This is a genomic window from Actinomadura sp. J1-007 (assembly GCF_009793335.1).
In the GTDB taxonomy this organism is placed as follows: Bacteria; Actinomycetota; Actinomycetes; order Streptosporangiales; family Streptosporangiaceae; genus Spirillospora; species Spirillospora yumaensis.
Genome location: NZ_WING01000001.1, coordinates 2433687 through 2454607, shown reverse-complemented (window position 1 = coordinate 2454607; position 20921 = coordinate 2433687). Strand labels below are relative to the sequence as shown.

General features: G+C 71.2%; 27 protein-coding genes. 21 read left to right on the top strand and 6 right to left on the bottom strand.

Translation table 11 applies throughout. The features are described from left to right. Positions 1-21: 21 nt before the first annotated feature. From GEV43_RS11100 to GEV43_RS11065, 9 genes are all read left to right on the top strand, one after another. The gene (locus GEV43_RS11100; RefSeq protein ID WP_160820618.1) at positions 22-282 is read left to right on the top strand and encodes a MoaD/ThiS family protein; all 261 of its coding nucleotides are present in this window, start codon (positions 22-24) and stop codon (positions 280-282) included. Between the two features lie 129 nt (positions 283-411). Continuing rightward, positions 412-1110: a DUF2993 domain-containing protein gene (locus GEV43_RS11095; protein WP_160820617.1), complete on the top strand. Its 699-nt coding sequence runs from the start codon at positions 412-414 to the stop codon at positions 1108-1110. A gap of 48 nt (positions 1111-1158) precedes the next feature. Next, positions 1159-1674, top strand: a complete 516-nt coding sequence (locus GEV43_RS11090; RefSeq protein ID WP_160820616.1) for a sigma-70 family RNA polymerase sigma factor — start codon at positions 1159-1161, stop codon at positions 1672-1674. Continuing rightward, entirely contained in the window at positions 1671-2399 is a 729-nt protein-coding gene (locus GEV43_RS11085; protein WP_160820615.1) for an anti-sigma factor, read from the top strand. Before GEV43_RS11090 ends, GEV43_RS11085 begins: the two co-directional genes overlap by 4 nt. Before the next feature lie 86 nt (positions 2400-2485). Continuing rightward, positions 2486-2998, top strand: a complete 513-nt coding sequence (locus GEV43_RS11080) for a thioredoxin family protein (protein WP_309239585.1) — start codon at positions 2486-2488, stop codon at positions 2996-2998. A 117-nt stretch (positions 2999-3115) separates the two neighbouring features. Beyond that, positions 3116-3181, top strand: coding sequence for a putative leader peptide (locus tag GEV43_RS55980; RefSeq protein WP_353819285.1), 66 nt, complete (start codon positions 3116-3118; stop codon positions 3179-3181). A gap of 87 nt (positions 3182-3268) precedes the next feature. Then, positions 3269-3706 carry a DUF4395 domain-containing protein gene (locus tag GEV43_RS11075; RefSeq protein WP_160820614.1) on the top strand — a complete coding sequence of 146 codons (438 nt, stop codon included), beginning with the start codon at positions 3269-3271 and terminating at the stop codon, positions 3704-3706. Then, entirely contained in the window at positions 3703-4542 is an 840-nt protein-coding gene (locus tag GEV43_RS11070; protein WP_160820613.1) for a sulfurtransferase, read from the top strand. Before GEV43_RS11075 ends, GEV43_RS11070 begins: the two co-directional genes overlap by 4 nt. A 40-nt stretch (positions 4543-4582) precedes the next feature. Next, the gene (locus GEV43_RS11065) at positions 4583-4891 is read left to right on the top strand and encodes a DUF1416 domain-containing protein (RefSeq protein WP_160820612.1); all 309 of its coding nucleotides are present in this window, start codon (positions 4583-4585) and stop codon (positions 4889-4891) included. Positions 4892-5014: 123 nt separating this feature from the next. Here GEV43_RS11065 and GEV43_RS11060 read toward each other — a convergent pair whose 3' ends face one another. Beyond that, positions 5015-5245, bottom strand: coding sequence for a hypothetical protein (locus tag GEV43_RS11060; protein WP_160820611.1), 231 nt, complete (start codon positions 5243-5245; stop codon positions 5015-5017). A gap of 720 nt (positions 5246-5965) precedes the next feature. On the opposite strand from GEV43_RS11060, the gene GEV43_RS11055 reads away from it, so the two are divergent. Next, a complete protein-coding gene (locus GEV43_RS11055) occupies positions 5966-6706 on the top strand; it encodes a hypothetical protein (protein ID WP_160820610.1) in 741 nt (246 codons plus the stop codon). Here the strand turns inward: GEV43_RS11055 and GEV43_RS11050 are convergent. The 3 genes from GEV43_RS11050 to GEV43_RS11040 are packed head-to-tail and all read right to left on the bottom strand — an operon-like array spanning position 6597 to position 8544. After that, a complete protein-coding gene (locus GEV43_RS11050) occupies positions 6597-7211 on the bottom strand; it encodes a hypothetical protein (RefSeq protein WP_160820609.1) in 615 nt (204 codons plus the stop codon). The two genes, GEV43_RS11055 and GEV43_RS11050, sit on opposite strands and share 110 nt — an antisense overlap. Further along, positions 7208-7804, bottom strand: a complete 597-nt coding sequence (locus tag GEV43_RS11045; RefSeq protein ID WP_160820608.1) for a hypothetical protein — start codon at positions 7802-7804, stop codon at positions 7208-7210. Before GEV43_RS11045 ends, GEV43_RS11050 begins: the two co-directional genes overlap by 4 nt. Next, positions 7801-8544 carry a hypothetical protein gene (locus GEV43_RS11040; RefSeq protein ID WP_160820607.1) on the bottom strand — a complete coding sequence of 248 codons (744 nt, stop codon included), beginning with the start codon at positions 8542-8544 and terminating at the stop codon, positions 7801-7803. The genes GEV43_RS11045 and GEV43_RS11040 overlap by 4 nt, the downstream gene beginning before the upstream one ends. Before the next feature lie 277 nt (positions 8545-8821). Here GEV43_RS11040 and GEV43_RS11035 point away from each other — a divergent pair, with 277 nt between their 5' ends. The 4 genes from GEV43_RS11035 to GEV43_RS11020 all read left to right on the top strand — a co-directional run bounded on the left by GEV43_RS11035 (position 8822) and on the right by GEV43_RS11020 (position 12269). Next, the gene (locus GEV43_RS11035) at positions 8822-9220 is read left to right on the top strand and encodes a hypothetical protein (RefSeq protein WP_160820606.1); all 399 of its coding nucleotides are present in this window, start codon (positions 8822-8824) and stop codon (positions 9218-9220) included. A gap of 113 nt (positions 9221-9333) precedes the next feature. Then, positions 9334-9633, top strand: a complete 300-nt coding sequence (locus GEV43_RS11030) for a hypothetical protein (RefSeq protein ID WP_160820605.1) — start codon at positions 9334-9336, stop codon at positions 9631-9633. Positions 9634-9668: 35 nt separating this feature from the next. Beyond that, the gene (locus GEV43_RS11025) at positions 9669-10994 is read left to right on the top strand and encodes a WXG100 family type VII secretion target (protein WP_160820604.1); all 1326 of its coding nucleotides are present in this window, start codon (positions 9669-9671) and stop codon (positions 10992-10994) included. A 111-nt stretch (positions 10995-11105) separates the two neighbouring features. After that, positions 11106-12269 carry a serine hydrolase gene (locus tag GEV43_RS11020; RefSeq protein ID WP_160820603.1) on the top strand — a complete coding sequence of 388 codons (1164 nt, stop codon included), beginning with the start codon at positions 11106-11108 and terminating at the stop codon, positions 12267-12269. A 226-nt stretch (positions 12270-12495) separates the two neighbouring features. On the opposite strand, the gene GEV43_RS11015 is transcribed toward GEV43_RS11020, so the two are convergent. Next, complete coding sequence (locus GEV43_RS11015) at positions 12496-13713, bottom strand: S8 family serine peptidase (RefSeq protein ID WP_160820602.1); 1218 nt, start codon at positions 13711-13713, stop codon at positions 12496-12498. 261 nt (positions 13714-13974) lie between these two features. On the opposite strand from GEV43_RS11015, the gene GEV43_RS11010 reads away from it, so the two are divergent. The 7 genes from GEV43_RS11010 to GEV43_RS10985 all read left to right on the top strand — a co-directional run bounded on the left by GEV43_RS11010 (position 13975) and on the right by GEV43_RS10985 (position 19637). Continuing rightward, complete coding sequence (locus GEV43_RS11010; RefSeq protein ID WP_160820601.1) at positions 13975-14283, top strand: hypothetical protein; 309 nt, start codon at positions 13975-13977, stop codon at positions 14281-14283. Between the two features lie 53 nt (positions 14284-14336). Continuing rightward, positions 14337-15575, top strand: coding sequence for a hypothetical protein (locus GEV43_RS11005; protein WP_160820600.1), 1239 nt, complete (start codon positions 14337-14339; stop codon positions 15573-15575). A 22-nt stretch (positions 15576-15597) separates the two neighbouring features. Next, positions 15598-16233, top strand: coding sequence for a hypothetical protein (locus tag GEV43_RS11000; RefSeq protein ID WP_160820599.1), 636 nt, complete (start codon positions 15598-15600; stop codon positions 16231-16233). Between the two features lie 3 nt (positions 16234-16236). Then, positions 16237-16833, top strand: coding sequence for a hypothetical protein (locus GEV43_RS10995; RefSeq protein WP_160820598.1), 597 nt, complete (start codon positions 16237-16239; stop codon positions 16831-16833). 399 nt (positions 16834-17232) lie between these two features. Then, a complete protein-coding gene (locus tag GEV43_RS54775; protein ID WP_309239584.1) occupies positions 17233-17742 on the top strand; it encodes an alpha/beta fold hydrolase in 510 nt (169 codons plus the stop codon). Beyond that, the gene (locus tag GEV43_RS54770) at positions 17742-18131 is read left to right on the top strand and encodes a hypothetical protein (protein ID WP_309239583.1); all 390 of its coding nucleotides are present in this window, start codon (positions 17742-17744) and stop codon (positions 18129-18131) included. Before GEV43_RS54775 ends, GEV43_RS54770 begins: the two co-directional genes overlap by 1 nt. A gap of 297 nt (positions 18132-18428) precedes the next feature. Next, positions 18429-19637 carry a hypothetical protein gene (locus tag GEV43_RS10985; RefSeq protein ID WP_160820597.1) on the top strand — a complete coding sequence of 403 codons (1209 nt, stop codon included), beginning with the start codon at positions 18429-18431 and terminating at the stop codon, positions 19635-19637. A gap of 9 nt (positions 19638-19646) precedes the next feature. Here GEV43_RS10985 and GEV43_RS10980 read toward each other — a convergent pair whose 3' ends face one another. After that, the gene (locus GEV43_RS10980) at positions 19647-20705 is read right to left on the bottom strand and encodes a hypothetical protein (RefSeq protein ID WP_160820596.1); all 1059 of its coding nucleotides are present in this window, start codon (positions 20703-20705) and stop codon (positions 19647-19649) included. Between the last annotated feature and the right edge of the window lie 216 nt (positions 20706-20921).

Below are 20921 nucleotides of genomic sequence, written 5' to 3'. Positions count from 1 at the left end.
CCGGGATGAGACGCTGGCCCCATGGCCAAGGGAACGATCCGGTACTGGGCGGCGGCCAAGGCCGCGGCGGGCACCGGCGAGGAGCCGTACGACGCCGCGACCCTCGCCGAGGCGATCGGCGCGGCGGCCCTGAAAGAGGGCAGGAACGGAGATTTCCGGCGTGTCGTGGAGCGCAGCTCCTTCCTGGTCGACGGCGATCCCGTCGGGACCCGCCCGCACGCGTCCGTGCGGCTCCCCGAGGGCGGCGTCGTGGAGGTCCTGCCGCCGTTCGCGGGTGGTTGATCTCACAACCTCCGGGTAGCCCGCGAAGGCGACCGGCGGCGCGGGACATGTCACCCCATGGGGCGACCCCGCAAGATCCGCGGGCCGACTACTGTGTGGCGATCGCGTGCCGTCGCCCGGAGGAGAGACATGCGGAAGGTACTGCTGGTTTTGCTGGTCCTCGTGGCCGTCGGCGTGGTCGCCGCCGACCGGCTCGGCGTGCGCGTCGCGCAGAACGAGATCGGCAAGCAGGTCGCCGCGCAGTACAACCTGCCCGAGCAGCCGGACGTGACGATCCACGGGATCCCGTTCCTCACCCAGGCGGTCGGCGGCAGCTACGACAAGATCGACGTGTCGATCGGCGACTGGACCGAGCAGGGCGTCACCGTCCGGGACGTCAAGATCGAGATGCGCGGCGTGGACGCGCCGCTGTCGGAGGTGGCCGCCGGCAACGCCGACGGCGTCACCGCCCGCACCGCCACCGCGTCCGCCGTCGTCCCGTACGACCTGATCAAGGAGCGGGCGCCGAAGGAGGTCAAGGGGATCGCGCCGAAGGGCGACGACCTCCAGGTCGAGCTGACCGGCGCGATCATGGGCTTCCCGGTGGCCGGCACCGCCGTGGTCGAGGTCGAGCCGACCCGCAAGGGCATCGCGATCACCCCGGTCTCGGTCGGCTCCAACGGCGGCCCCCAGGTGCCGCTGGCGCTGGTCAAGCGGCAGCTCACCTGGACGGTCCCGGTGACGAACCTGCCCGTCGGCTCCCGCATCACCGACATCCAGCCGACCCCGGGCGGCCTGCGCGTCGCCGCCACCGCCAACGACGTGCGCCTCAACGACCTCAGGAAATAACCCGCCGGGGAAGGTGAACCGGAACGCGGGGGCGCACGTGTCAGGGGTGTGGGTCCCACCGCGGATGAGGGGTTGCTGCGCGCCCTGTACAGCGAGCACGGCGGTCCCCTCCTCGGGTACGTCCTGCGGCTGACGGGCGGCGACCGGCCCCAGGCGGAGGACGTCGTGCAGGAGACGCTGGTGCGCGCCTGGAAGCACCCCGAGGCGCTCGCGGGACGTCCCGTACGGCCCTGGCTGTTCACCGTCGCCCGCAACCTGGTCGTGGACGCGCACCGGGCCAGACGCGCGCGGCCGCCTGAGACGGGCATCGACGAGCACGTGCTGGCGACGGTGGCCGGAGTGGACGACATCGACCGGGCGCTGGAGTCCTGGACGGTCGCCGAGGCGCTCGCCGACCTCAGCCCGACGCACCGGGCGGTGCTGGTGGAGACCTACTACCGCGGCCGTTCGGTGGCCGAGACCGCCAAGACGCTGGGCATCCCGCCGGGCACCGTGAAGTCCCGGACCTACTACGCCTTGCGGGCGCTCAAACTCGCATTGGAGGAGCGGGGGTTGGCGCCGTGAACGACTGCGCGGAGGCGCGCATCTCGCTGGGCGCGTACGTCCTCGGCGCGCTCGAACCCGCCGAGCGCGCCCGCCTGGAGGCGCACCTGGAGGCGTGCCCGGCGTGCCGCGACGAGCTCGCCGGGCTCGCCGGCCTGCCCGCGATGCTCGGCCGGGTGGACGAGGCGCAGCTCGCGCAGGTCGCCGGGCCCGAGCCGGAACTGCTCGAAGGGCTGCTGGCACGGGCCGCGCGCGAACGCCGGGCCCCGTGGCGGCGCCGCCCGCCGTGGGGCCCGCTCGCCGTCGCCGCCGCGGTCCTGCTCGTGGCGGGCGGCCTGTTCGGCGGGCTGCTCGCTGGAATCGGCGACGACGGCGGCCGTACCACCGCGCGGCCCACCCCCGCCGCGCCCGCGCCCGCCCCGTCCGGCGTGGTCTCGCCGTCGCCGCCCGCCGAACGGCTCGCCGCCCGCGACCCGAAGACGGGTGTGAAGGGCTTCGCGCTGCTCCGCGAGAAGAAGTGGGGCACGAGCGTGGAGATGTACCTGTCGGGCGTGAAGAAGGGCGCGAGCTGCCGCCTGCTGGTCATCGCCCGCGACGGCCGCCGCGACATGCTGGGAAGCTGGTACGTCCCGTACTCCAAGGGCTACGGCGAGTACCACGGCTCCACCATGTTCCCCCGCGACCAGCTCTTCTCGATCGAGATCGTCAGCCTGGAGGGCCAGCCCCTCCTCACCCTCCCCGCCTGACCGCCGCCGCCCCCGCCGGGCGCGAACGAAAGTCATTGAAAGAAGGCGTGCGGAAGAAGGTGGAGGGGCGCGGGGTTGTCGCAGGTGTGGAAGGTGCTGTGGTCGCCGCCGTCGTGCTCGTCGCCGCCACCGTGTTCGGCCTCGTACGGCGGTATCGCGACGGTGTGCTGCGCGCGCCCGGCGGTGCGCGCCGGCGAGCACGCGCGCGTGCGCGGGGGAAGGGCAGCGAAGTGGGCGACGATTCCCAGGGGAACGGCCAGGAACCGAGGAGCGGCCAGGGAGCGGACGGTGACGTCCTCACCGCCGCCGATCTCGGCGAGCCGCTGGGCGAACGGGCCACGCTGCTCCAGTTCTCCTCGGCGTTCTGCGCGCCGTGCCGCGCCACCCGCCGCGTTCTCGGCGAAGTCGCGGAAATGGTGGACGGCGTCTCGCATGTCGAACTTGACGCCGAGGCCCATCTCGCCCTCGTCCGGCGCTTCAACGTGCTCCGCACGCCGACCGTTCTCGTGCTCGACCGCGAGGGGAACGTGCTGCGCAGGGCGAGCGGGCAGCCCCGCAAGGCCGACGTGATCGCCGCCCTCGGCGCCGCCATCTCCTGAGCCGTCCCCTCGCTGACCTGCGCGAAGAGGACTGTCACTGTCTCGAAGGCCGAGACGGATGTGACAGCGCGGCGGTTGTCGGCTTACCATCAGGGCGTGCGTGACCGGACAGAGCAGATGCTCACGAAGCGCCGCGCGGTCGACTTCTGCCGCGTGGCCGCCTCGCTCTGTCGTATGGCCTGAGGCATCGAGCCCGACCGTCCCCGAGTCCCCGAGCAGTCGCGACCTTCTCGCTCGTACGCACTCTTCTTCTCCGCCAGGAGCACCCCGATGCAGGTCGATCCGCGTGGGCAGCGCTTCGCCGCGGCCGTCACGACGGTGGTACTGATCGCGGTCCTGGTCAACGGAAGCTGGGTGCTGCTCGCCGCTCAGGCCCTGGTCTTCGCCCTGGCCACGTTCCTCGGTCTGCGCTACGGGCCCTACGGGCAGGTCTTCCGGCTGGTCGTCCGTCCCCGCCTCGGCCCGCCGAGGGAGCTGGAGGACGCGGGGCCGCCCCGGTTCGCCCAGGGGGTCGGCCTCGCGTTCGCCCTGGTGGGCGCGGTCGGATACGGCACGGGGATCACCTGGCTCGGCATCGGTGCCACCGCCCTCGCACTGGGTGCGGCGTTCCTGAACGCGGCGTTCGGGTTCTGCCTCGGCTGCGAGATGTACCTGCTGATCCGACGACTCACAGCGAAGATTCGCTCCGACAGGGAGGTTCCCGTATGAGCCGCTCCGACGTCCTGGTGGACGCCGAATGGGTGGAGTCCAACCTGGACGCCCCCGCACTGGTGCTCGTCGAGGTGGACGAGGACGTGTCCGCCTACGACAAGGGCCACATCCGTGGCGCCGTGAAGATCGACTGGAAGACCGAGCTCCAGGACCCGGTCCGCCGCGACTTCGTCGACAAGACCGGCTTCGAGGAGCTGCTGTCGCGCAAGGGCATCGCCAACGACGACCTGGTGATCCTCTACGGCGGCAACAACAACTGGTTCGCCGCGTACGCCTACTGGTACTTCAAGCTGTACGGGCACGACAAGGTCAAGCTGCTCGACGGCGGCCGCAAGAAGTGGGAGCTCGACTCCCGCGAGCTGGTCGAGGACGTCCCGTCCCGTCCGGCCACGCAGTACAAGGCCAAGGAGCAGGACCTCACCATCCGCGCGTTCCGCGATGAGGTCGTCGACGCGATCAGCACCAAGAACCTCATCGACGTGCGCTCGCCCGACGAGTTCTCCGGCAAGCTGCTCGCCCCCGCCCACCTGCCGCAGGAGCAGGCGCAGCGGGCCGGGCACGTGCCGACCGCGCGCAGCATCCCGTGGTCGAAGGCGGCCAACGACGACGGCACGTTCAAGTCCGACGAGGAGCTGCGCAAGATCTACTCCGACGCGGGCGTCGACCTGAGCAAGTCCACCATCGCCTACTGCCGCATCGGCGAGCGGTCCTCGCACACGTGGTTCGCCCTGCGCGAGCTGCTGGGGCTGCCCGACGTGAAGAACTACGACGGCTCCTGGACCGAGTACGGCTCGCTCGTGGGCGTGCCGATCGAGCTCGGCGAGCCCAAGTAACCACCGTCCGCCCGGACCTTCCGTTCCACTTGGAGGAGCAATGACCCAGGGCTGCGCAGCGCCCGCGCAGACGGCGTCCCTTCCGGCGACCGTCGACCTGGCCAACGAGGCCGTCATCCAGGGCACCGTCACCCGCGCCGGCGCGCCCGTGTCCAGCGCCTACGCCCGCCTGCTCGACTCGACCGGCGAGTTCACCGCCGAGGTCGTGACGGGCGACGAGGGCGTGTTCCGGTTCTTCGCCGCCGACGGCGACTGGACCGTCCGCGTGCTGGCCGCCGGCGGAGTGAGCGTCGACAGCACCGTCACCGCCAAGACCGGCGAGGTCGCCGCGCTGGAGGTCGCGATCTGAACCAGCGGTCACGCACAGGCCGCCACGGGCCCAGGACGGCGTCGAGCGCGCCGTTCCCCGGCCCTCCCGGACCCCGCCGTCGCAGCGCGCGACGGCGGGGTCCGTCGTCTCCGCGCGGCCCCGCTACTTGCTGATCTTGAGTACGACCTTCTTCGGCGACACCTCCGTCGCCTTCACCTGGAACCGGCCGACCGGCTGCGGGACGTCCCGGGTGACGACGGCCGCGTTCCCGGCGACCACCACGCGCACGCGGTCCCCGTCCACGCCGACCAGCTCGACCTTGGCGTCGTCCAGCCCGCCGACCGTCGCGCTGCGGGCGCCGTCCTTGAACGTGACGGTGCACGAGCCGTTCACGCAGGTGTTGGTGGTGCATCCGGGGCGGCGCTGAGCAGTCCCCCGAAGGCGAGAGCGGACGCGGCGGCGATGCGGGCGGCCCGGCGGGCGCGAATCGTCATGGCGCGGAAGCGTAATGTGACCCGTTCGCCCGTTTCAACGCCCGATAGCATCTGCGCCGATGCCCCTCCGACTCTCCCGCCTGTCGCCGCTCGTGCTGCCGTGGGCCGCGCTCAGGCTCGCCGGGCGCTTCGCGCTGCCGCTGACGCTGTGGTTCACGGTCGGCGAGCTGCTGCGGTACGGGGCGATGTACGGCGGGTACCGCCTCGGCCTGATGAAGGGCGCCGCCGCGTCCGTCGCCCCGCTCCTCACCGTCGGCGTGCTCGTCATGGTCACGCTCGGCGTGACGGTCGCGATGGTGCACTGCGTCCGCGAGGGCCTGGACGTCGTGCACGCCCGCGAGGCGGACGGCGACCTCACCCCCTGGGCGGTCGGCAACGAGGAGTCGGTGTCCGGCGCCGCCGGGCGCGCCGCGCTCCCGTTCGTGATCTTCTACCTGGCGTGGGGGATGCAGGCCGACGACGCCCGCGCGTTCGTCGACATGGCCGAGACCCGCGGGTTCACCGAGAACGGCTTCACGGGGCAGATCAAGGGCCTCGGGATGCTCGTCTCGCTGGAGAAGCACGTCGCTCTCGCCGTCGGCCTCACCGCCGGGTTCTTCGTGCTGAAGTTCCTCGCCGAATGGCTGCTCGAAGAACGGCTGCCGCGCGCGGGGCGGCGCTCATCGCGTTCCTTGAGATCGACCTCGCGCTGTTCGGCATCTTCACCATCGACCACCTGCGGGGGAAGGCCGGGGACTGGATCACCGACCGGCAGGCGTGGGAGTGGGTGACCGAGGCCGCGGGCGGCGCGCTGGAACTGTGGCCGACGTTCAAGTCGGCCGTGCTCGGCGGGCTGATCTGGCTCGTCATCGCGGGAGTGATCCTCGGCCTGGACGCGGGCGACGAGCAGGTCGTCCTCGGCCGCGGCCGCGCCGCCCGGCGCCTCGCCTCCGCCGGCGCGATCGACCGGACCGGCAGTCCCCGCGAGGTCCTCACCCGCGGCCTGCGCGAGATGTGGCTGCCCGCCTGGTACGGGCTGCGGCTCGTCCGGCGTTCGGGGGCGGTGCCGTTCGCGCTGTTCTGCGTGCTGTTCACGGGCCTGGACGTGGGGGAGGAGGCCGCCCGCCGCCAGGTGTACGAGCTGATCGGCCCGCACGACGTCGCGTGGTGGCTGCCCCGGATGACGCCGGTGGACTACGGTGCCGGGCTGGTCTTCCAGATCCTGCGGATCTGCCTGCTCGCCGCCGCGTTCAACCTCGTCATGGCCCGCGTCACGGCGCGAACCGCAGCGAAGGCAGCGCTCCCTTCGTCCGCCGGTACGCCGGGGGCCGCACCTCCAGCGCCACCGAACCCGTCTTGGAGCGCGGCACCGACGCGCTGACCGTGACCCGCGCCCACGCCCCCACGCGCGGCGTCCCCAGCGCGAGCCCGGCCGCCGACCACTCGTGCCCGTCGCCGTCGCGCAGCCGGTAGGTCAGCCCGTACGAGCCGAGCAGCTTCACCCCCGCCGCGTCCAACGGCCGCACGGCGAGGACGAGGCGCAGCGACGCGGTGTCCGGCCCAGGGCCCGGTGCCGCCTGGCGCTGCTGCAACCGCCACTCCGCCCCGCCCAGCGTGCCGGACGCGCCCCGCGCCACCGTGGCCGCCTTCACCGGCGGCTCCAGGTTCTTCCGCACGTTGTGGACGTCATCGACCCAGTGCAGGACGAGCAGCGCAGGCAGGACGGTGATGAGCGCGATCGCCTGCACGATCCGCCGATCCCGAGCCCGCAACCCCCGCCCGCGGTCCTCGTCACTGCCGTTCTGTGCGCTTCCCCCTTCGTCGTGGGAGCGGCCGGGGTCGTTCTCGGACGGGTCGAGACGGGTTTCCTCGAAGCCGGCGGTCATGGGCGTTCCGCCTGGACGTCGTAGCGGTCCCGCGCCGTGCCGAGCAGGGCACGTTCGCGCGCGTCGGTGATGCCGAGGTCGACGTCGACGGCGGCGGAGAGCTGGGGGAGCAGGCCGCCGGTGCCGACGACGAGGTGCGTCCCGTCCAGGCGGTCCTTCGGCAGCTCGAAGACGAACGCGGTCGACGTCCACAGCATCGGCTGGACATCGGGCGGGACGACGTCCTTCGCGCCGCTGCGCGGGCTGGAGTCGTAGGTGAGGCCGCCGGGCGCCTCCAGCGTCGCCGAACGCAGCTTGAGCGGCTTGCGGTGGCTCATCACGCGGACCCGCACCACCAGGTAGACGCCGTCGGTGCCGACGGGTCGGCCGCTGGTGAGGGACGGGGCGAGGGACCGCGCCGCGTCCACCCGTTCCACGGTCAGGCTGAACTCGCGGTTGCCGGTCTGCTCGCCCACCGTTCCGTTCGCGCGGATCGGGTCGAGCGTGCGCGCCTCCACCTGGGGCTTCACCGAGTGCAGCCACATCGCGGCGGCGAGCAGCGCCGTGCCGACCAGCCCGGCGGCGCCGCGCAGCGCGAACGCCCGCCAGTTCACGGCGTTCCTCCCGCCGGCCGTGTCGCGCGCCCGCCGGGCCGGGTCCTCGGCGAGTGTCCGGGACGGACGCGGGGCCGCGTGCCAGGGCGGACCCGAGGCGCCGGCGTGCTGGGCGCCGCGGCGGGCATGGCGGCGACGGGCAGGGTGAGGCGTCCGGCGACCGAGCCGTCCTCCGGATCGATCCGCCAGCGGAACTCGTCGTCGCTGAACCCCTCGTCCCACTCCCACTTGAGCAATCGCACCGTGAAACGCTTCGGGGCGTCCGACGGGCCCATCCGCCACATGGCGGACGCCTCCACGGGCAGTCCGGGCTGGACCTGGCGCGTCTGCGCGCCGCCCGCCACGCCCCGTACCTGGTCGGGCCTGACCCACTTCCCGGCCTTGGTCCTCGCCGCGAGGCCGTCCACCAGCCCGCCGTTCTCCAGCAGGGCGGTCTCCTTGCCCTTGCTGACGGCCCGCAGGCGTACGACCAGGTAGCGCTGCCGCGCCCCGCCGAACGGGCCGGACGCCATCGCGATCCGCGCGTCCCGCACCGTGACCGTGAACCAGCCCGTGTCGATCGCCTGGCCCGGCCGCGCCTCCGGCTCCTGCTCCGCCTCGTCCAGCCCGCCCGCCAGCCACAGCCCGGCGACGGCCACCAGCACGGCGGCCAGCCCGAGCGCGGGCACGGCGAACCCGCGCCGCGTTCCCCGCGCGTGCCGCGAGGATGCCGGAGGCGACGCCTGGGGGAGCGGTGGCACCGGTGAGGGGCGTGCACCCGCCAGATCGTAACGCCCCCCTCCGCGACCCCGAGCCCCCGCGCGAGGGCCTGCGAATCTCCGCTGCGTCCCCGCTACGCAGTGCGGATGGGTAAAGGTGAACGCAACGTTCGCGTGACTGTTGCTGTTTCGGCGCTGTGGCGGCTTATGCGCATACGCCCTATGCTTCCCGGGAATTCGCCGTGCCCGCTGCCATGAGCGACCCCAGGGAGACGAGGAAGTGGCTGTTTCGGAATATAGGTTGCGGCTCGTCCCAAAAATGGCCGCCCTGGCCGCCGGAGTCGTGCTGGGGACGGGATCGCTGGCCGCCTGCATGGCTGACGATGACAATCCGAATTCGGTCAGCGGGCCGGCGACGGACGGGTTCGACGCATACATGCGGTCCTGCCTCACGCCGAACGCCGGTTACTTGGTCAAGTGCAGTAGCTGGAAGGCGTACTGGAAGGCTTTGGGCAGTGTTCATCCCGGACGCAGGCCGTCCGGGGTCGAAGACGAGTTGCAGAAGGTCGGCCCTGGCTCCGCTCCTTGCGACGAACGCCCTGGGGCCACCGACTGGTTCTGGCATGACATGGCGCGCGAGACACACCAGCCGAAGCCCTCGTACCGGTGGCGGATCATCTGCATGAAGCGAACGGGGAAGCCCGGCTCGAAGACGTGAACGGCAACGACCTCCGCCATCGAACCGATACTGTCGGAGTTGGTGATATTTTCGGTCATGCCCTTTCTCTGACAGTCTGTTAAGGGATTGACGAATGCCCTACCCTGTGCCGGATGGGGAGCGAGATCAAGGTCAACCCAGCGCGCATCGCGAAGCACGGGCAGAGCGTCCAGAACGAGGTCAAGGACCAGTTGCAGAAGGCCCTGACAAGGCTGAACGACGGCGGCACCGTTGAGGGCGGGGATTTCAGCGTGACCGGGACGTTGGCGTCCGTCGCGTATCCGGGTGGGCTTCAGTTCGCGTTCGAGGATCTGCACACGCATCTGGACATGCTCGACGGATTCGCCAAGGGGATCGAGATCACGGCGAAGAACTACGAGCGGTCGGAGCGGCAGAGCATCGTCACCGCCTGAACGCCGAACGGACCGGAGAGCGGGGAATCCAGCGCATGACCGCGTTCAACTCGTACAACACCATGATGGGCACGGCGACGGTCGAGGCGGACCTCGCACGGCTGGTGCTGCCGCCCGCCCTGATGGTCGGGATGCAGTTCAAGCTGTGCAAGGGCAACCCGACCAACCTGGAGAAGGCGTCCAAGGCGTGGGGCGACGCCGCCCGGGCCATCGAGGACACGGCCGAGCAGATGCAAGCCTCGGTCGCGAGCATCTCCGCCGACGACTGGACGGCCGAGGACCGTCAGGCGTACGAGCGGAAGGTGCAGGAATTCCTGCAACAGCTCCAGGTCATGCACACGTTCTGCCAGGCGGTGCAGATCGCGCTCATCGCGTACGCCTGGGCGCTGATGGTCTACGCGACGTTCGCCGTGGTCATGGGGACGTTCCTCGCCGCGCTCGCGGCGGCGGCCACCGCCGCCGCGATGGGGGTCATCACCGCCGGGATCGCCGCCACGTGCGAGGCGATCGCGGCGACCTGCCTGTCGGTCACGATCGTCGCGACCAGCGCGCTCGGCATGGCGGCGCAGATGGCCGCCGTGGTCTTCCAGGGCGGCGCGCTGACGGCGGCGCTCGCGGAGAAGGCGAAGGGGAACGACGCGGCGCTCGCCGACTTCATGAAGGCCGAGGAGGTCGGCGCCGCCGCCGCGGGCGCCAACCTCGCGCAGAACGCGGTCAACGGCGGGCTCACCTTCGCCGGGACGCCCGGGATGCGCCGGGGCGGCGGCTTCCCGGTCAGCGACGTCGACCTGGACGCCGACCGCAACGGCAACCGCACCTGGAACGTCGGCGGCGGCGCGACCGTCAACGCCGGCGGCTTCACCACCACCGGGGGCGGGCACGTCAAGTACGGCGACCACGGCTTCGCGGGCGGCGACGTCTCGGGGAACGTCAAGCACAACGCGTCCGGTTTCAGCGCCGGAGGCAACGCCGAGTACACCGATGAGGACGGCATCGGCCGGGGCAACGCGGGCAACGTGAAGTACGGGGCGAACCTCGCGTACCAGACCCCCGGCTCGGTCCCGTTCAACAATCCGGCGCTGCCACCGAGCGCGACGCCGGGCGGCACCAACGACAGCGTCGGCATCCCGAACGCGGGCGCGAAGTTCGGGTTCGAGGGCAAGCACGACTTCGAGAACGGCCAGGGCAGCCGCACGACGTACGGCAGCGGCCAGATCAACGGCGGCGACGTCTACAAGAACGCGCACACCACGAACTACGACGGCACCGGCGCCACCGGTTACACGCGCCAGGTCGAGACCCCCGGCGGCACGGACGAGGACAGGACCAAGCGCGACGAGACCCCGCCGTGGGACCGCTGACCGCGCCTCCCGTGCGGGAGCGCCCCGGGCCGAAAGGTGGTGCTGGGTCTACCTCTTGAGTGGTGCGCGGACCATCGGAGGGATGCCGGGGGCGTCCCTACCGTCGTCCCCATGAACGATCTTCGTCCCCGCAACCGCCGCCGCAACCGTCTCGCCGCCTTCGTCGCGTTCAGCGGCCTCGGCCTGGTGGGCGGCCTCATCGCACCGAACGCGGCGTCCGCGGCGTCCGCCGGGCGGCCCGCCGACGCCGTTCAGCGGCGCCTCGACGCGCTGGTGCGAGACGACGGGTTCCCGGCCGCCCTCGCGTCGGTGACCAGGCGGGACGGGAGCGTCCGCGACCACACGGCCGGTGTCGGCGACCTGAGGACCCGGGCGCGGGTGCCGGTCGACGGGCAGGTGCGCATCGGCAGCAACACCAAGCCGTTCACCGCCGTGGCCGTCCTGCAACTGGTCGGCGAGGGCAAGGTCGGGCTGGACGAGCCGGTCGAGACGTACCTGCCGGGGATCGTCCGGGGCGACGGCATCGACGGCCGGAACATCACCGTCCGGCAGGTCCTCCAGCACACCAGCGGCCTTCCCAGCTACACCAACACGTTCAGCAAGGGCCTCCTGCCGCTCCAGCACACCTACTTCGAGCCGCGCGAACTGCTCGACAGGGCGTTCAGCCAGAAGGCGACCTCGCGGCCGGGCGCCAAGTGGGAGTACAGCAACACCAACTACATCGTCGCCGGGCTGATCGTCGAGAAGGCCACCGGGCGCCCGCTGCGCGAGGAGATCACCAAACGGGTGGTCCGGCGGGCCGGGCTGCGCCACACCTACTTCCCGAACGTCGGCGACCAGACGATCCGCGAGCCGCACCCCCACGGGTACCACCGCGACGACCCGAAGGCGCCGCTGACCGACGTCACCGAGGAGGATCCTTCGCAGGGCTGGGCCGCGGGGCAGGTCGTCTCCACGCCGAGCGACGTCAACCGCTTCTTCTCCGCCCTGCTCGGCGGCCGGCTGCTCGCCCCGGCGCAGCTCGGGCAGATGCGCACCACCGTGCCCGCGCCCATGATGGGCAAGGGCGTCCGGTACGGGCTGGGCCTGACCAGCACGCCGCTGAGCTGCGGCGGCGTCGCCTGGGGCCACGGCGGCGACTTCCCCGGCTACCACACCTCCAACGGCGCGACCGATGACGGCCGCGCCGCCACCATCGCCGTCACCAGCCTGCCGAACGACCCGTCCCAGCCGGCCCGCATGGCCGCCGACATCGACAACGCCCTCTGCCACTGACCCCCCCGTCGCTGCCGAGGGCGTTGGTGCGGACCGTCCAGTTTCGCGCCCGGCGTCGGATTCAGGGACCTGAGGTCCCTGGGGCCTCAGCTGCCGCGCGAGTGCGTTAACTGGCCGGGGAGGCGACGCCGAAGGCGAGCCTCCCCGGGCAGATCGCGAAGCGATGCAGCACTCGCAAAGCACCGGTCAGGACGCGAGCCGCTAGGCGAGTGTCCTGGGCCGGGGCTTAATCAACACTGCCCGGGCGCCAGTTGCGGCGGCGGCCGGCGGGGATGAGGATGCCGCCGGCGACGACGAGGGCGGCGAGGCCGAGGCCGCCGAGGCCGATGCCGAGCGCGGCGTTGCGGGTGGCGGGGTCGGTCTTCTCGCGGACGGCCAGCCGCACCGAGCCGGGCTCGGGCGCGGGGGCGAGCGGCGCGTTCGGGTCGAGGACGGTGGTGACGGCGGCGAGCGGGTTGACCACGCCGTAGCCGCTGCCGGTGCCCTTCTGGCCGTCCGCGGTCGCCTCGATGCGCTGCTTGATCTGCGCGGCGGTGAGGCGCGGGTGGGTCTGCTTGACCAGGGCCGCGACGCCGCTGACGAACGGGGTCGCGAAGCTGGTCCCCTCGCCCTTGACGATGTAGCCGCCGTCGGGGGCGACGGTGAGGATGTCCTTGCCGGGGGCGATCACCGAGACCCGCGTCTTGGTGTTGGAGAACTGCGTGACCTCGCCGTTCTGCGCGATCGCGCCGACCGACACCACGCCCTGGTACTGGGCCGGGAACGACGGGGTGGGCGCGCCGCCCTTCTTCGGGTTGACGTTGCCCGCCGCGGCCACGATCAGGATGTCGGCCGCGATCGCGCGGTTGACGGCCTGCCGCAGCTCGGGGGTGTCGGCGTGGGTCTCCGACGAGATGTTGATGATGTCGACGCGGCGCCTGACCGCCTCGTCGATGCCCTTGACGAGCAGCCGGTCGTCGTTGTTGGTGGCCGCCGCCGCGTACTTGATCGGGATGATCCGCGCGCCCGGCGCGACGCCGACGAACAGGCTCATCCGGGGCTTGGCGGCGATGATCCCCGCGACCTCGGTGCCGTGCCCGACGCAGTCGCGCGGGCCGGTGCCGGTGAGGTCGACCGTGGGCGCGGTCTGCCCGGCGAGCTGCGGGTTGGCGGCGTCCACCCCGCTGTCGATCACGGCGATCTTCACGCCGCGGCCGTCCGCCTTCTCCTGCGCCTCCTGGAGCGGCAGGAGCTGCTGCGCCCAGGGCGCCTCGGTGATCTGCGCCTTGACCAGCGGCCCGGACTCGGGGGTCTGCTGGCAGGCCGCCGCCCGCGCGGGCGCCGCGGCGGGACGGGCGGGCACGGCCGGGGACGCGGCGGGTACGGCCGCCGCCCGTGCGGGCGCGGGCGTGACGACCAGCGATGCGAGGCAACCGCCCAGCGCCGCACCAGCCGTCCACCTCATGGCAACCCTCCACGCTGAACCTTCACGATCGCATCAGACTCTAAAGGATCGGCGGGGTGGAGCGGTGGCAGGCGGTAATGCCAGGATGACCGAACCGTCCGGAAATCCCGATCAGGTGCCCTATCCTGCGGCGGGATGGTGTGGTTTCGCCGCCTTTCGGCAGGCCGAACGGGCCGAACAGGTCGAACGGACCGGACGGACGGTCCGAGCGCCGCGCCGGGCGAGACGTACAGGCAGTGAAGCGGGACGAGAGGCAGGGCAGTGGGCCAGCAGATCCAGATCAACCCCACGCGGATCGAGAAGCACGGCAAGGACATCACGGACAACATCGCCACGAAGCTTCAGAAGGCCGGCGACACCCTGAACGCCGACAACGTCTACAACCTCGAAGGCGGCTCGTTCAGCATCACGTGCACGACGGCGTCGATGGCGTACCCGGGCGCGATCCAGTTCGCGTTCGAGGACCTGAAGACGCACCTGGAGATGCTGGAGAACTTCGCCAAGGGCATCGAGACCACCGCCAAGAACTACTCCGGAGCCGAGGAGGCCAGCCGGATCACGCAGGTCTGACGCGCGCGCCAGCCAGGTACCGACACCCCCCGCCGACCGAAGGAAACAAGACCATGAGCGCGCTCTCGGCGTCCGACAGCATGATGTCCATCGCCACCACCGAGGCGATGGCGGCCGGGCTCATCCTGCCCCCGGCGATGATGATCAACTTCGAGTTCAAGCTGTCCACCGGCAAGGCCACCGACCTGGAGAAGGCCGGTCAGGAGTGGCGCAAGGCCGCCGACCTGGTGCAGCAGACCGCGACCGAGCTCCAGTCGAGCCTCGCGGCGATCTCGGGCTCCGACTGGTCGTCCGACGACCGCAAGGGCTACGAGGCCAAGGTCCAGGAGTTCGCCTCCCAGCTCCAGGTCCTCTACGTCTTCTGCACGGCGGTCGGGATCGCGCTGACCGTGCTCGCGTACGCCCTGTTCGTGTACGCGGTCTTCGCCGTGGCGATGGGGACGTTCCTCGGCGCTCTCGCGGTCGCCGCGGCGGCCGCGCTCGCCTCGGTGGTCGGCACGCCGGTGTTCCTGGAGTGCGAGGCGCTGGCCGCCACCTGCCTGACCGTCACCCACGTCGCCACCGGCATCCTCGCCGCCGCGGGCCAGCTCGGCGCGGCGACCATGGCCGGCGGGGCCGCGCTGGCCGCCGTGGTCGAGACGTTCAAGGGCAACGACAAGGCGCTGACCGACTTCATGCGGGCGCAGGCGACCGGCTCGGCGGGCGCGCTCGCCAACCTCGGGCAGAACGCCGCGAACGCCGGATTGAACTGGCTGAACCGTTCGGACGGCGTGAAGGTGCCCGGCGGCCACAAGGGAACGCCCCTCAGCGAGATCGACCTGGACGCCGACCGCAACTACGACAAGACCTGGAACGTCGGCGGCGGCGCGAAGTTCAACACCGGCACCGGAGGCGAGTGGGAGGTCGGCGGGCACGCGAAGTACGGCGACCGCGGCTGGCAGGGCCTGGAGGGCGAGGGCAAGTACACCAGCCCCACCGGATGGTCCGCGGGCGGCAAGGGCGGATGGGAAGAGGACAGTAAGGGCAACGACTCCATCTACGGCGGCGTGAACGGCGGCTACGAGAAGGGCGGCGCCGGCGCCACCGGCGAGGCCGAGGGCAAGTACGGCCTCGACGACGGGAGCTGGGAGGGCAAGGAGAAGCACGGCGCGACGTACCAGGGCGGCGACGTGTACAACCAGACCAACACCGCCGCGAACGACGGCCAGGGCCATACCAAGTGGACGAGCGAGACCGAGTCCGTGGGCGGCAACTCCAAGACCGAGAGCGAGGTCCCGCCGTGGGACCGGTGAGCCGAGCCGCGGAGGAACGCCGATGACCGGCATCTACAGCACCCCCGTCCTGACGGTCGAGCAGCTCTCCACGCAGCTCGAATACCGCATCAGCGACGGGCAGGGGACGCCCGTGGCCGCCGCCGCGCAGGTCGCGGGGGAACGTCCGCGCAAGGGCCTGCTCGGGCGGTTCAGCTCCGGCGTCGAGAACGAGCGGCTCGTCGTCCAGGTCAGCGACCCGGGCGGCGCGCCGCTGTTCTTCGTCGATCGGGCCCCCGAGGCGCCGGTCGCCGTCGTCGCCCCGGACGGCACCGTGATCGGGCGCCTGGCGTACGACGCGCAGGCGTTCGCGCGGAGCTACTTGGCCGGGCAGGCCCGGACGCCGGGCGGCCGCGACCGGTTCAACGAGTCGCACCGGCTCGTCGACGCGAACGACACCACCCTGTGCGCGGTCATGTGGGAGGAGACGCGGATGGGCGGGTACGTCACCGACCAGCCGTCCGGCGGCCGGTACTGCGTGTTCACCGACGCGAACGGCAACGAGCTCGCCCGGATGGACCAGGCCCAGAACAAGCAGGTCCGCGACCGCTACGACCTCCGCCTCAACTACCAGCTCCCGGAGCCGTTGCGTACGCTCGTGATCGCGTCACCGATCGCCTTCGACCTGAGCAGGAGCTGACACATGGCCGGTCTGTTCGACCTCCCGGTCTGGACGCTGGAGAACCCGCAGCGCCCGCGGGAGTACGTCATCACCGGTCCGCAGGGCGAACTGCTGGCCAACGTCGCGCGCGTCCCGACGGCCCCGCCCGCGCAGGGCGGCAACGTCCCGTACGCCAACCCCCACGCCGCCGCCGACGAGTCCCGCGTCCTGGTGCGCGTCGCGGGCCAGGACGACGTGCCGATCTTCTTCGTCGACCGCGTCGGCGACCCGATGATGGGCACGCCGCAGCTCTCCATCGTCGCCCCCGACGGCTCGCTGATCGGCCACATGGTCGTCAAGAGCAGCGGCGTCAAGGGGATCTTCAAGTTCATGGCGTCGGGCGGTGACGTGACCGCCAACCGGACGATCTGCGACGCGCACAACCAAGAGATCTACACGATCACCAGCTCCATGCGCGACCACGTCGTCAACGACGCGCAGGGCAACGAGCTGGCCCAGATCGAGATCACGCAGTCCCCCGCCCGCGAGAAGGCCCGCCGCCTCACGCTGAAGCAGCGCTACCAGTTCCAGGACCCCATGCGCACCTTGATCGCCGCGTCCCCCTGGTCCTGGACCTGACCACCCCCTCACCTGACCGCTCCCTTCCTTTCTTTCCTTCTCTTCCTTCTCGCTTCTTCCTCCCGTCCGCCAGACCATCCCGACGACGTACCGCCCGCCTACGCCGAACGGGCCGCCGCTCCGCGCCGGTCCGTTCCGCTGTGCCGCGCCGTTGGGCCGCGCCGTTGGGGTGTTCGCCTGCGCCGCGCGCGTAGCCGTCTGTGCCGATGACGGTTGTGACCGTCCGCGCCGCCCGTCCTTTTCGGGCCGTGCTTCCGTCCCCCGTGCGAGCTACCGGTGAATGTCCACTGGGTGGTGACGATTCGTGGGCTGCCGATTCCATAGCGTTCCGGTGTGGCCGCGGCGCTTCTACGGCGCCGCTGAATCATTTCGGCGTCAATTCTCGTTCTGGAGGACATCATGTTCCGCAAGCTCAAGGCATCGGCTGTGGTCGCACTGGGCTGTGCCGCGGCCGGGGTGGGGCTCGCCGGCTGCGACGGCGATGCCGCGGCGGAACGGGACGCGTCCGCTCCCGCCACGCGCAAAGCCGATGCCGCTCTGATCTCGGGAACCAAGAAGATCAGTGTCGCAGGCAAGTCGGTGAACGTGTCGTGCTCGGGCGACCAGGAGAAGGGAAAGCCGGTCATCGTCCTTCTGCACGGAGGGGGAGACGGGTTGAACAAGATGGCCGCCTTCCAGAAGACCCTGAGCGAGAAGAACCGGGTCTGCTCCTATGACCGGCTCGGCGCGGGCGCGAGCGCCCAGCCGGAGGGTCCGCAAAGCTTCTCCAGCACCGGAAAGGTCCTGACCGGCGTGCTCGACCGGATCGCCGGTGACCACCCGGTCGTGCTGGCAGGGCATTCGATGGGCGGGCTGATCGCCGCCAGGTACGCCCCGAGCACAAGGACAGGGTCAAGGGCCTGGTCCTGATGGACGCGACGCCGCCGACCATGTCCGACGACATGAAGAAGGCCATTCCCGAATCCGCTCCCGGACAGGCGGCCCAGATGCGCGCACAGAACCTCGCGGTCTTCCAGGGGCAGAACCCGGAGAAGCTCGCCATGCCCGACGGCAAGGTCGCTTCCGCCGGGAACATTCCGGTGGAGGTCATCAAGCACGGGAAGCCGTACCTCGCGGCCATGCCCAAGTACGGGCCGCAATTGGAGCAGGCGTGGACCGCAGGGCAGCGCAAGTGGCTCGCGCTCTCCAGCCGCAGCAAGCTCAGCACGGCGGCCAAGAGCGGGCACTACATCTACCTCGAACAGCCCGATATCGCGGTCCAGGCCATTCAGCGCGTTGCCTCGCAGGCCGCACGCTGATCGAATGGCAGGTGACCGGACGTTCGCACCGTGCCGCCATCCGTTGAACACGGTTGTCGGGGCGCGGTCGGCGCAGCCGGGGCGGGTGAGACGCGGCCCCCGACACGATCCCGTTGTGCGCGGAACGGGATCGGGGCGGGGATGCCGCGTTCCTGCCGTCTCTCCGCGGCCGTCCGCTTGCTCGTTCGGACGAGCTCCGACGCGTCGTTCGGACGTCGACGGGCTGGGCTCGGGCGCTGGACCGTGCATGTCCGTTCCCTTACTCTTTTCCGCTGGCGCACAACGGAAAGAGGCCCGATGGACGAAAGTCGCACCGTTCCCGGACGGCCGGGCCGGATCGCTTATCCGCTGCTCGGCGCAGGTTGGGTGCTTCTCCTTTCGGGCGTGGCGGCCTCGTTCGCGCTGCCGGCATCGGACACGCTTCCAGCGTTCGGCATGGCCTTCGTCGGCCTCGCGGGCATGGTGTGCGTCGTGGTCGGCTGCTCGGCGATCCTCAAGGCCAGGTCGAAGCAGTTGGCCGGCCTCGGCGTCTTCGGCATCCCGCTGGCGTTCCTCGCGGTCATCGGCATTTTCGTCAACGCCGACGCGCAGGCGCGGGAAACGCAGAAGTGCCATATCGCCACGGCATCGCAGGTGGGCGGCGACTTCTCCCGGGCGTACCGCTACCAGGTCGCCTGCCCGTCCGCGACGTACACGATCGGCGACACGTCCAAGCCGAAGCGCGGCGCCAAGCAGGTCTACGAGCCGGGCCGCCGCGTCACGGTCAACCACGTTCCAGGGGACGCCGACAGCGCGAAATTCGGGGACCCGAAAAGCGTGGCGCCGGTCCTTTTAGGCGTCAATGCGGCGGGCACCTTTCTGCTCACCGCTGGGGCGTTCGTTTCTCGCCTGCGCTTCAGCCGTCCTTCGCGGATGCCGAGCGCCCGGTGGGGCTGGGTCCTGATGGGCGCCGGATGGCTGCTCCTTCCAACGGGGGTCGCTCTTCTCGGTCTGCTGGCCGCGCCGTTGCTCGTCTCACTTCCGGTGATGGCCGTGGGGTCGCTCCTGCTGTCGTTCGGTTGCGCTTTGGCCGCCGCTCGTCGCCGTCCGCAGTATCTCGCGATCGCTCTGTTCGCCGGGATCGCCGTCACGGTCGGGTCGTACGAATCGGCTGAGAAACTCAGGATGGCGGAGCACGGCAGGGAGTACGTCTGCCAGATCGCCCTGGAAAGGACGGTCCCGGGCACGCAGATCACTCGCAGCGGCAATTTCGTTCTCTGCCCGAACGACAGTCACGCGACGATGTCCAAGACGTTCGGCTTCAAGGACGTGGGACGCCGCGTCGAAGTCACCTGGGATCCGGAAAGGCGGCAGAAGGCGACCCTCAGCAGCGACCTCGAACCAGGAGACCTCGCCATGCCGCTCGGCCGCCTTCCGCTGATCCTGCTCGCGCCGCTGGCGCTCATCGCACTGTCACGTCGATTCCCCGGCCGGGACCGCCCGGAATTGCTGAGCGCCCCGGCCTGAAAGGGCTGGTCACCTGAACCGCTCGATCACCGGAACGGCCCCGCCGTATCCAGCGCCGAGGACGGTCCGGGACGAGCCGACCTGAGCGAGCCCGTACATGAATGGCGCGCCGTCGAACGGCAGCGAGCGCGGGACCTTCGTCCAGCTCGTTCCGTCGAAGTGCTGGTAGCTGTCGGTCTGGTTGGTCTGGAGCCATACGCCGCCCCGGCCGTCCGGCGCGATCCGGCCGAGGAAGCCGTTGCCGATGATGGACGCCCGCGCCTGGACGGTCGGCCGCGGCGGCTTGTGCTCCGTCCAGACGCCGTCCTTCAGACGCATGAGCGTCGGCCCGGAGAACAGCGGGTCCTGCGGCAGCGTGTAGACCCACACCTCGCGCGCCGATACCGGGACGATCTGGAGGATCCACTGCGACCACTGGGTGGGGAACTCGACCTTCGTCCACGTACGCCCGTCGTAGTGCCTCAGGCCCGTCTTGTCGGTCCAGTCGCCAGCGCCGCCCGCCCACACGTCGCGGGGCGTGCGCGCCGCGACGGTCGCGAGCGGCAGCGCCGGGTGCCGGACCCACTGCCCGCCCTTGTATTGGAGGACGGCGCAGTCGTTCTGCTGCTCCGCGCATCCGGCGGACCAGGCCGTTCCGCCGGAGTCGACCGACACCGCCAGGGGGAGGGGCAGCGGGTACGGGACGGCCTTCCAGGACAGCCCGTCCCAGTGCAGCGACCGCGCGTCGTCGGGCGCGCCTGACTGCGCGATCGCCCACGCGTTGCGCTTCCCGTTCGACGCGACGCCGACGATCTCGGGAGCGATCCCGCCGGGCACCGCGTCGCGCTTCCAGGTCGTCCCGTCCCAGCGCAGGACCACCGGCTTCGTGCCTTTGGCCTCGGAGCCGACCGTCCAGGCGACTTGGCGCTTCGGCGCCGCGACCCCGTACAGCGCCGCGGGCCGGGTCAGCGCGGGAACGGACGAGGTCCACGCTCCCTTCGGCGGCGCGGCGAGCGCCTGGGATCCGGCGGCCACCACGGAGGCGGCGGCCAGGGCGAGCGGTACGGCGGTTCGGCGCGCAGTCAGCACGGGCACTCCCGGAACGTCGGAGCTTCACGGACCTAGCCAGCAAAAACTGGCACCGTACGTCGCGCCCATCCCCCGCACAACAGCCCCAGGCAACACATCCGGGGCCTGACAACTGCCGGATCGCCTTCGGGGGCCCGAACGCCCGAACTGCCGGTCGGCATCGCGATGTCCTGCGGGACCACCTCCTGTAATGCGAAGTGTGATCCTTGATCACTG

Coding starts and splice junctions, on each gene's coding strand:
- GEV43_RS11100 (WP_160820618.1), top strand. CDS start 22: ATGGCCAAGGGAACGATCCGGTACTGGGCGGCGGCCAAGGCCGCGGCG.
- GEV43_RS11095 (WP_160820617.1), top strand. CDS start 412: ATGCGGAAGGTACTGCTGGTTTTGCTGGTCCTCGTGGCCGTCGGCGTG.
- GEV43_RS11075 (WP_160820614.1), top strand. CDS start 3,269: ATGCAGGTCGATCCGCGTGGGCAGCGCTTCGCCGCGGCCGTCACGACG.
- GEV43_RS11070 (WP_160820613.1), top strand. CDS start 3,703: ATGAGCCGCTCCGACGTCCTGGTGGACGCCGAATGGGTGGAGTCCAAC.
- GEV43_RS11065 (WP_160820612.1), top strand. CDS start 4,583: ATGACCCAGGGCTGCGCAGCGCCCGCGCAGACGGCGTCCCTTCCGGCG.
- GEV43_RS11055 (WP_160820610.1), top strand. CDS start 5,966: ATGGCTGCTCGAAGAACGGCTGCCGCGCGCGGGGCGGCGCTCATCGCG.
- GEV43_RS11050 (WP_160820609.1), bottom strand. CDS start 7,211: ATGACCGCCGGCTTCGAGGAAACCCGTCTCGACCCGTCCGAGAACGAC.
- GEV43_RS11035 (WP_160820606.1), top strand. CDS start 8,822: ATGGCCGCCCTGGCCGCCGGAGTCGTGCTGGGGACGGGATCGCTGGCC.
- GEV43_RS11030 (WP_160820605.1), top strand. CDS start 9,334: ATGGGGAGCGAGATCAAGGTCAACCCAGCGCGCATCGCGAAGCACGGG.
- GEV43_RS11025 (WP_160820604.1), top strand. CDS start 9,669: ATGACCGCGTTCAACTCGTACAACACCATGATGGGCACGGCGACGGTC.
- GEV43_RS11020 (WP_160820603.1), top strand. CDS start 11,106: ATGAACGATCTTCGTCCCCGCAACCGCCGCCGCAACCGTCTCGCCGCC.
- GEV43_RS11015 (WP_160820602.1), bottom strand. CDS start 13,713: ATGAGGTGGACGGCTGGTGCGGCGCTGGGCGGTTGCCTCGCATCGCTG.
- GEV43_RS11005 (WP_160820600.1), top strand. CDS start 14,337: ATGAGCGCGCTCTCGGCGTCCGACAGCATGATGTCCATCGCCACCACC.
- GEV43_RS11000 (WP_160820599.1), top strand. CDS start 15,598: ATGACCGGCATCTACAGCACCCCCGTCCTGACGGTCGAGCAGCTCTCC.
- GEV43_RS10995 (WP_160820598.1), top strand. CDS start 16,237: ATGGCCGGTCTGTTCGACCTCCCGGTCTGGACGCTGGAGAACCCGCAG.
- GEV43_RS54775 (WP_309239584.1), top strand. CDS start 17,233: ATGTTCCGCAAGCTCAAGGCATCGGCTGTGGTCGCACTGGGCTGTGCC.
- GEV43_RS54770 (WP_309239583.1), top strand. CDS start 17,742: ATGGACGCGACGCCGCCGACCATGTCCGACGACATGAAGAAGGCCATT.
- GEV43_RS10985 (WP_160820597.1), top strand. CDS start 18,429: ATGGACGAAAGTCGCACCGTTCCCGGACGGCCGGGCCGGATCGCTTAT.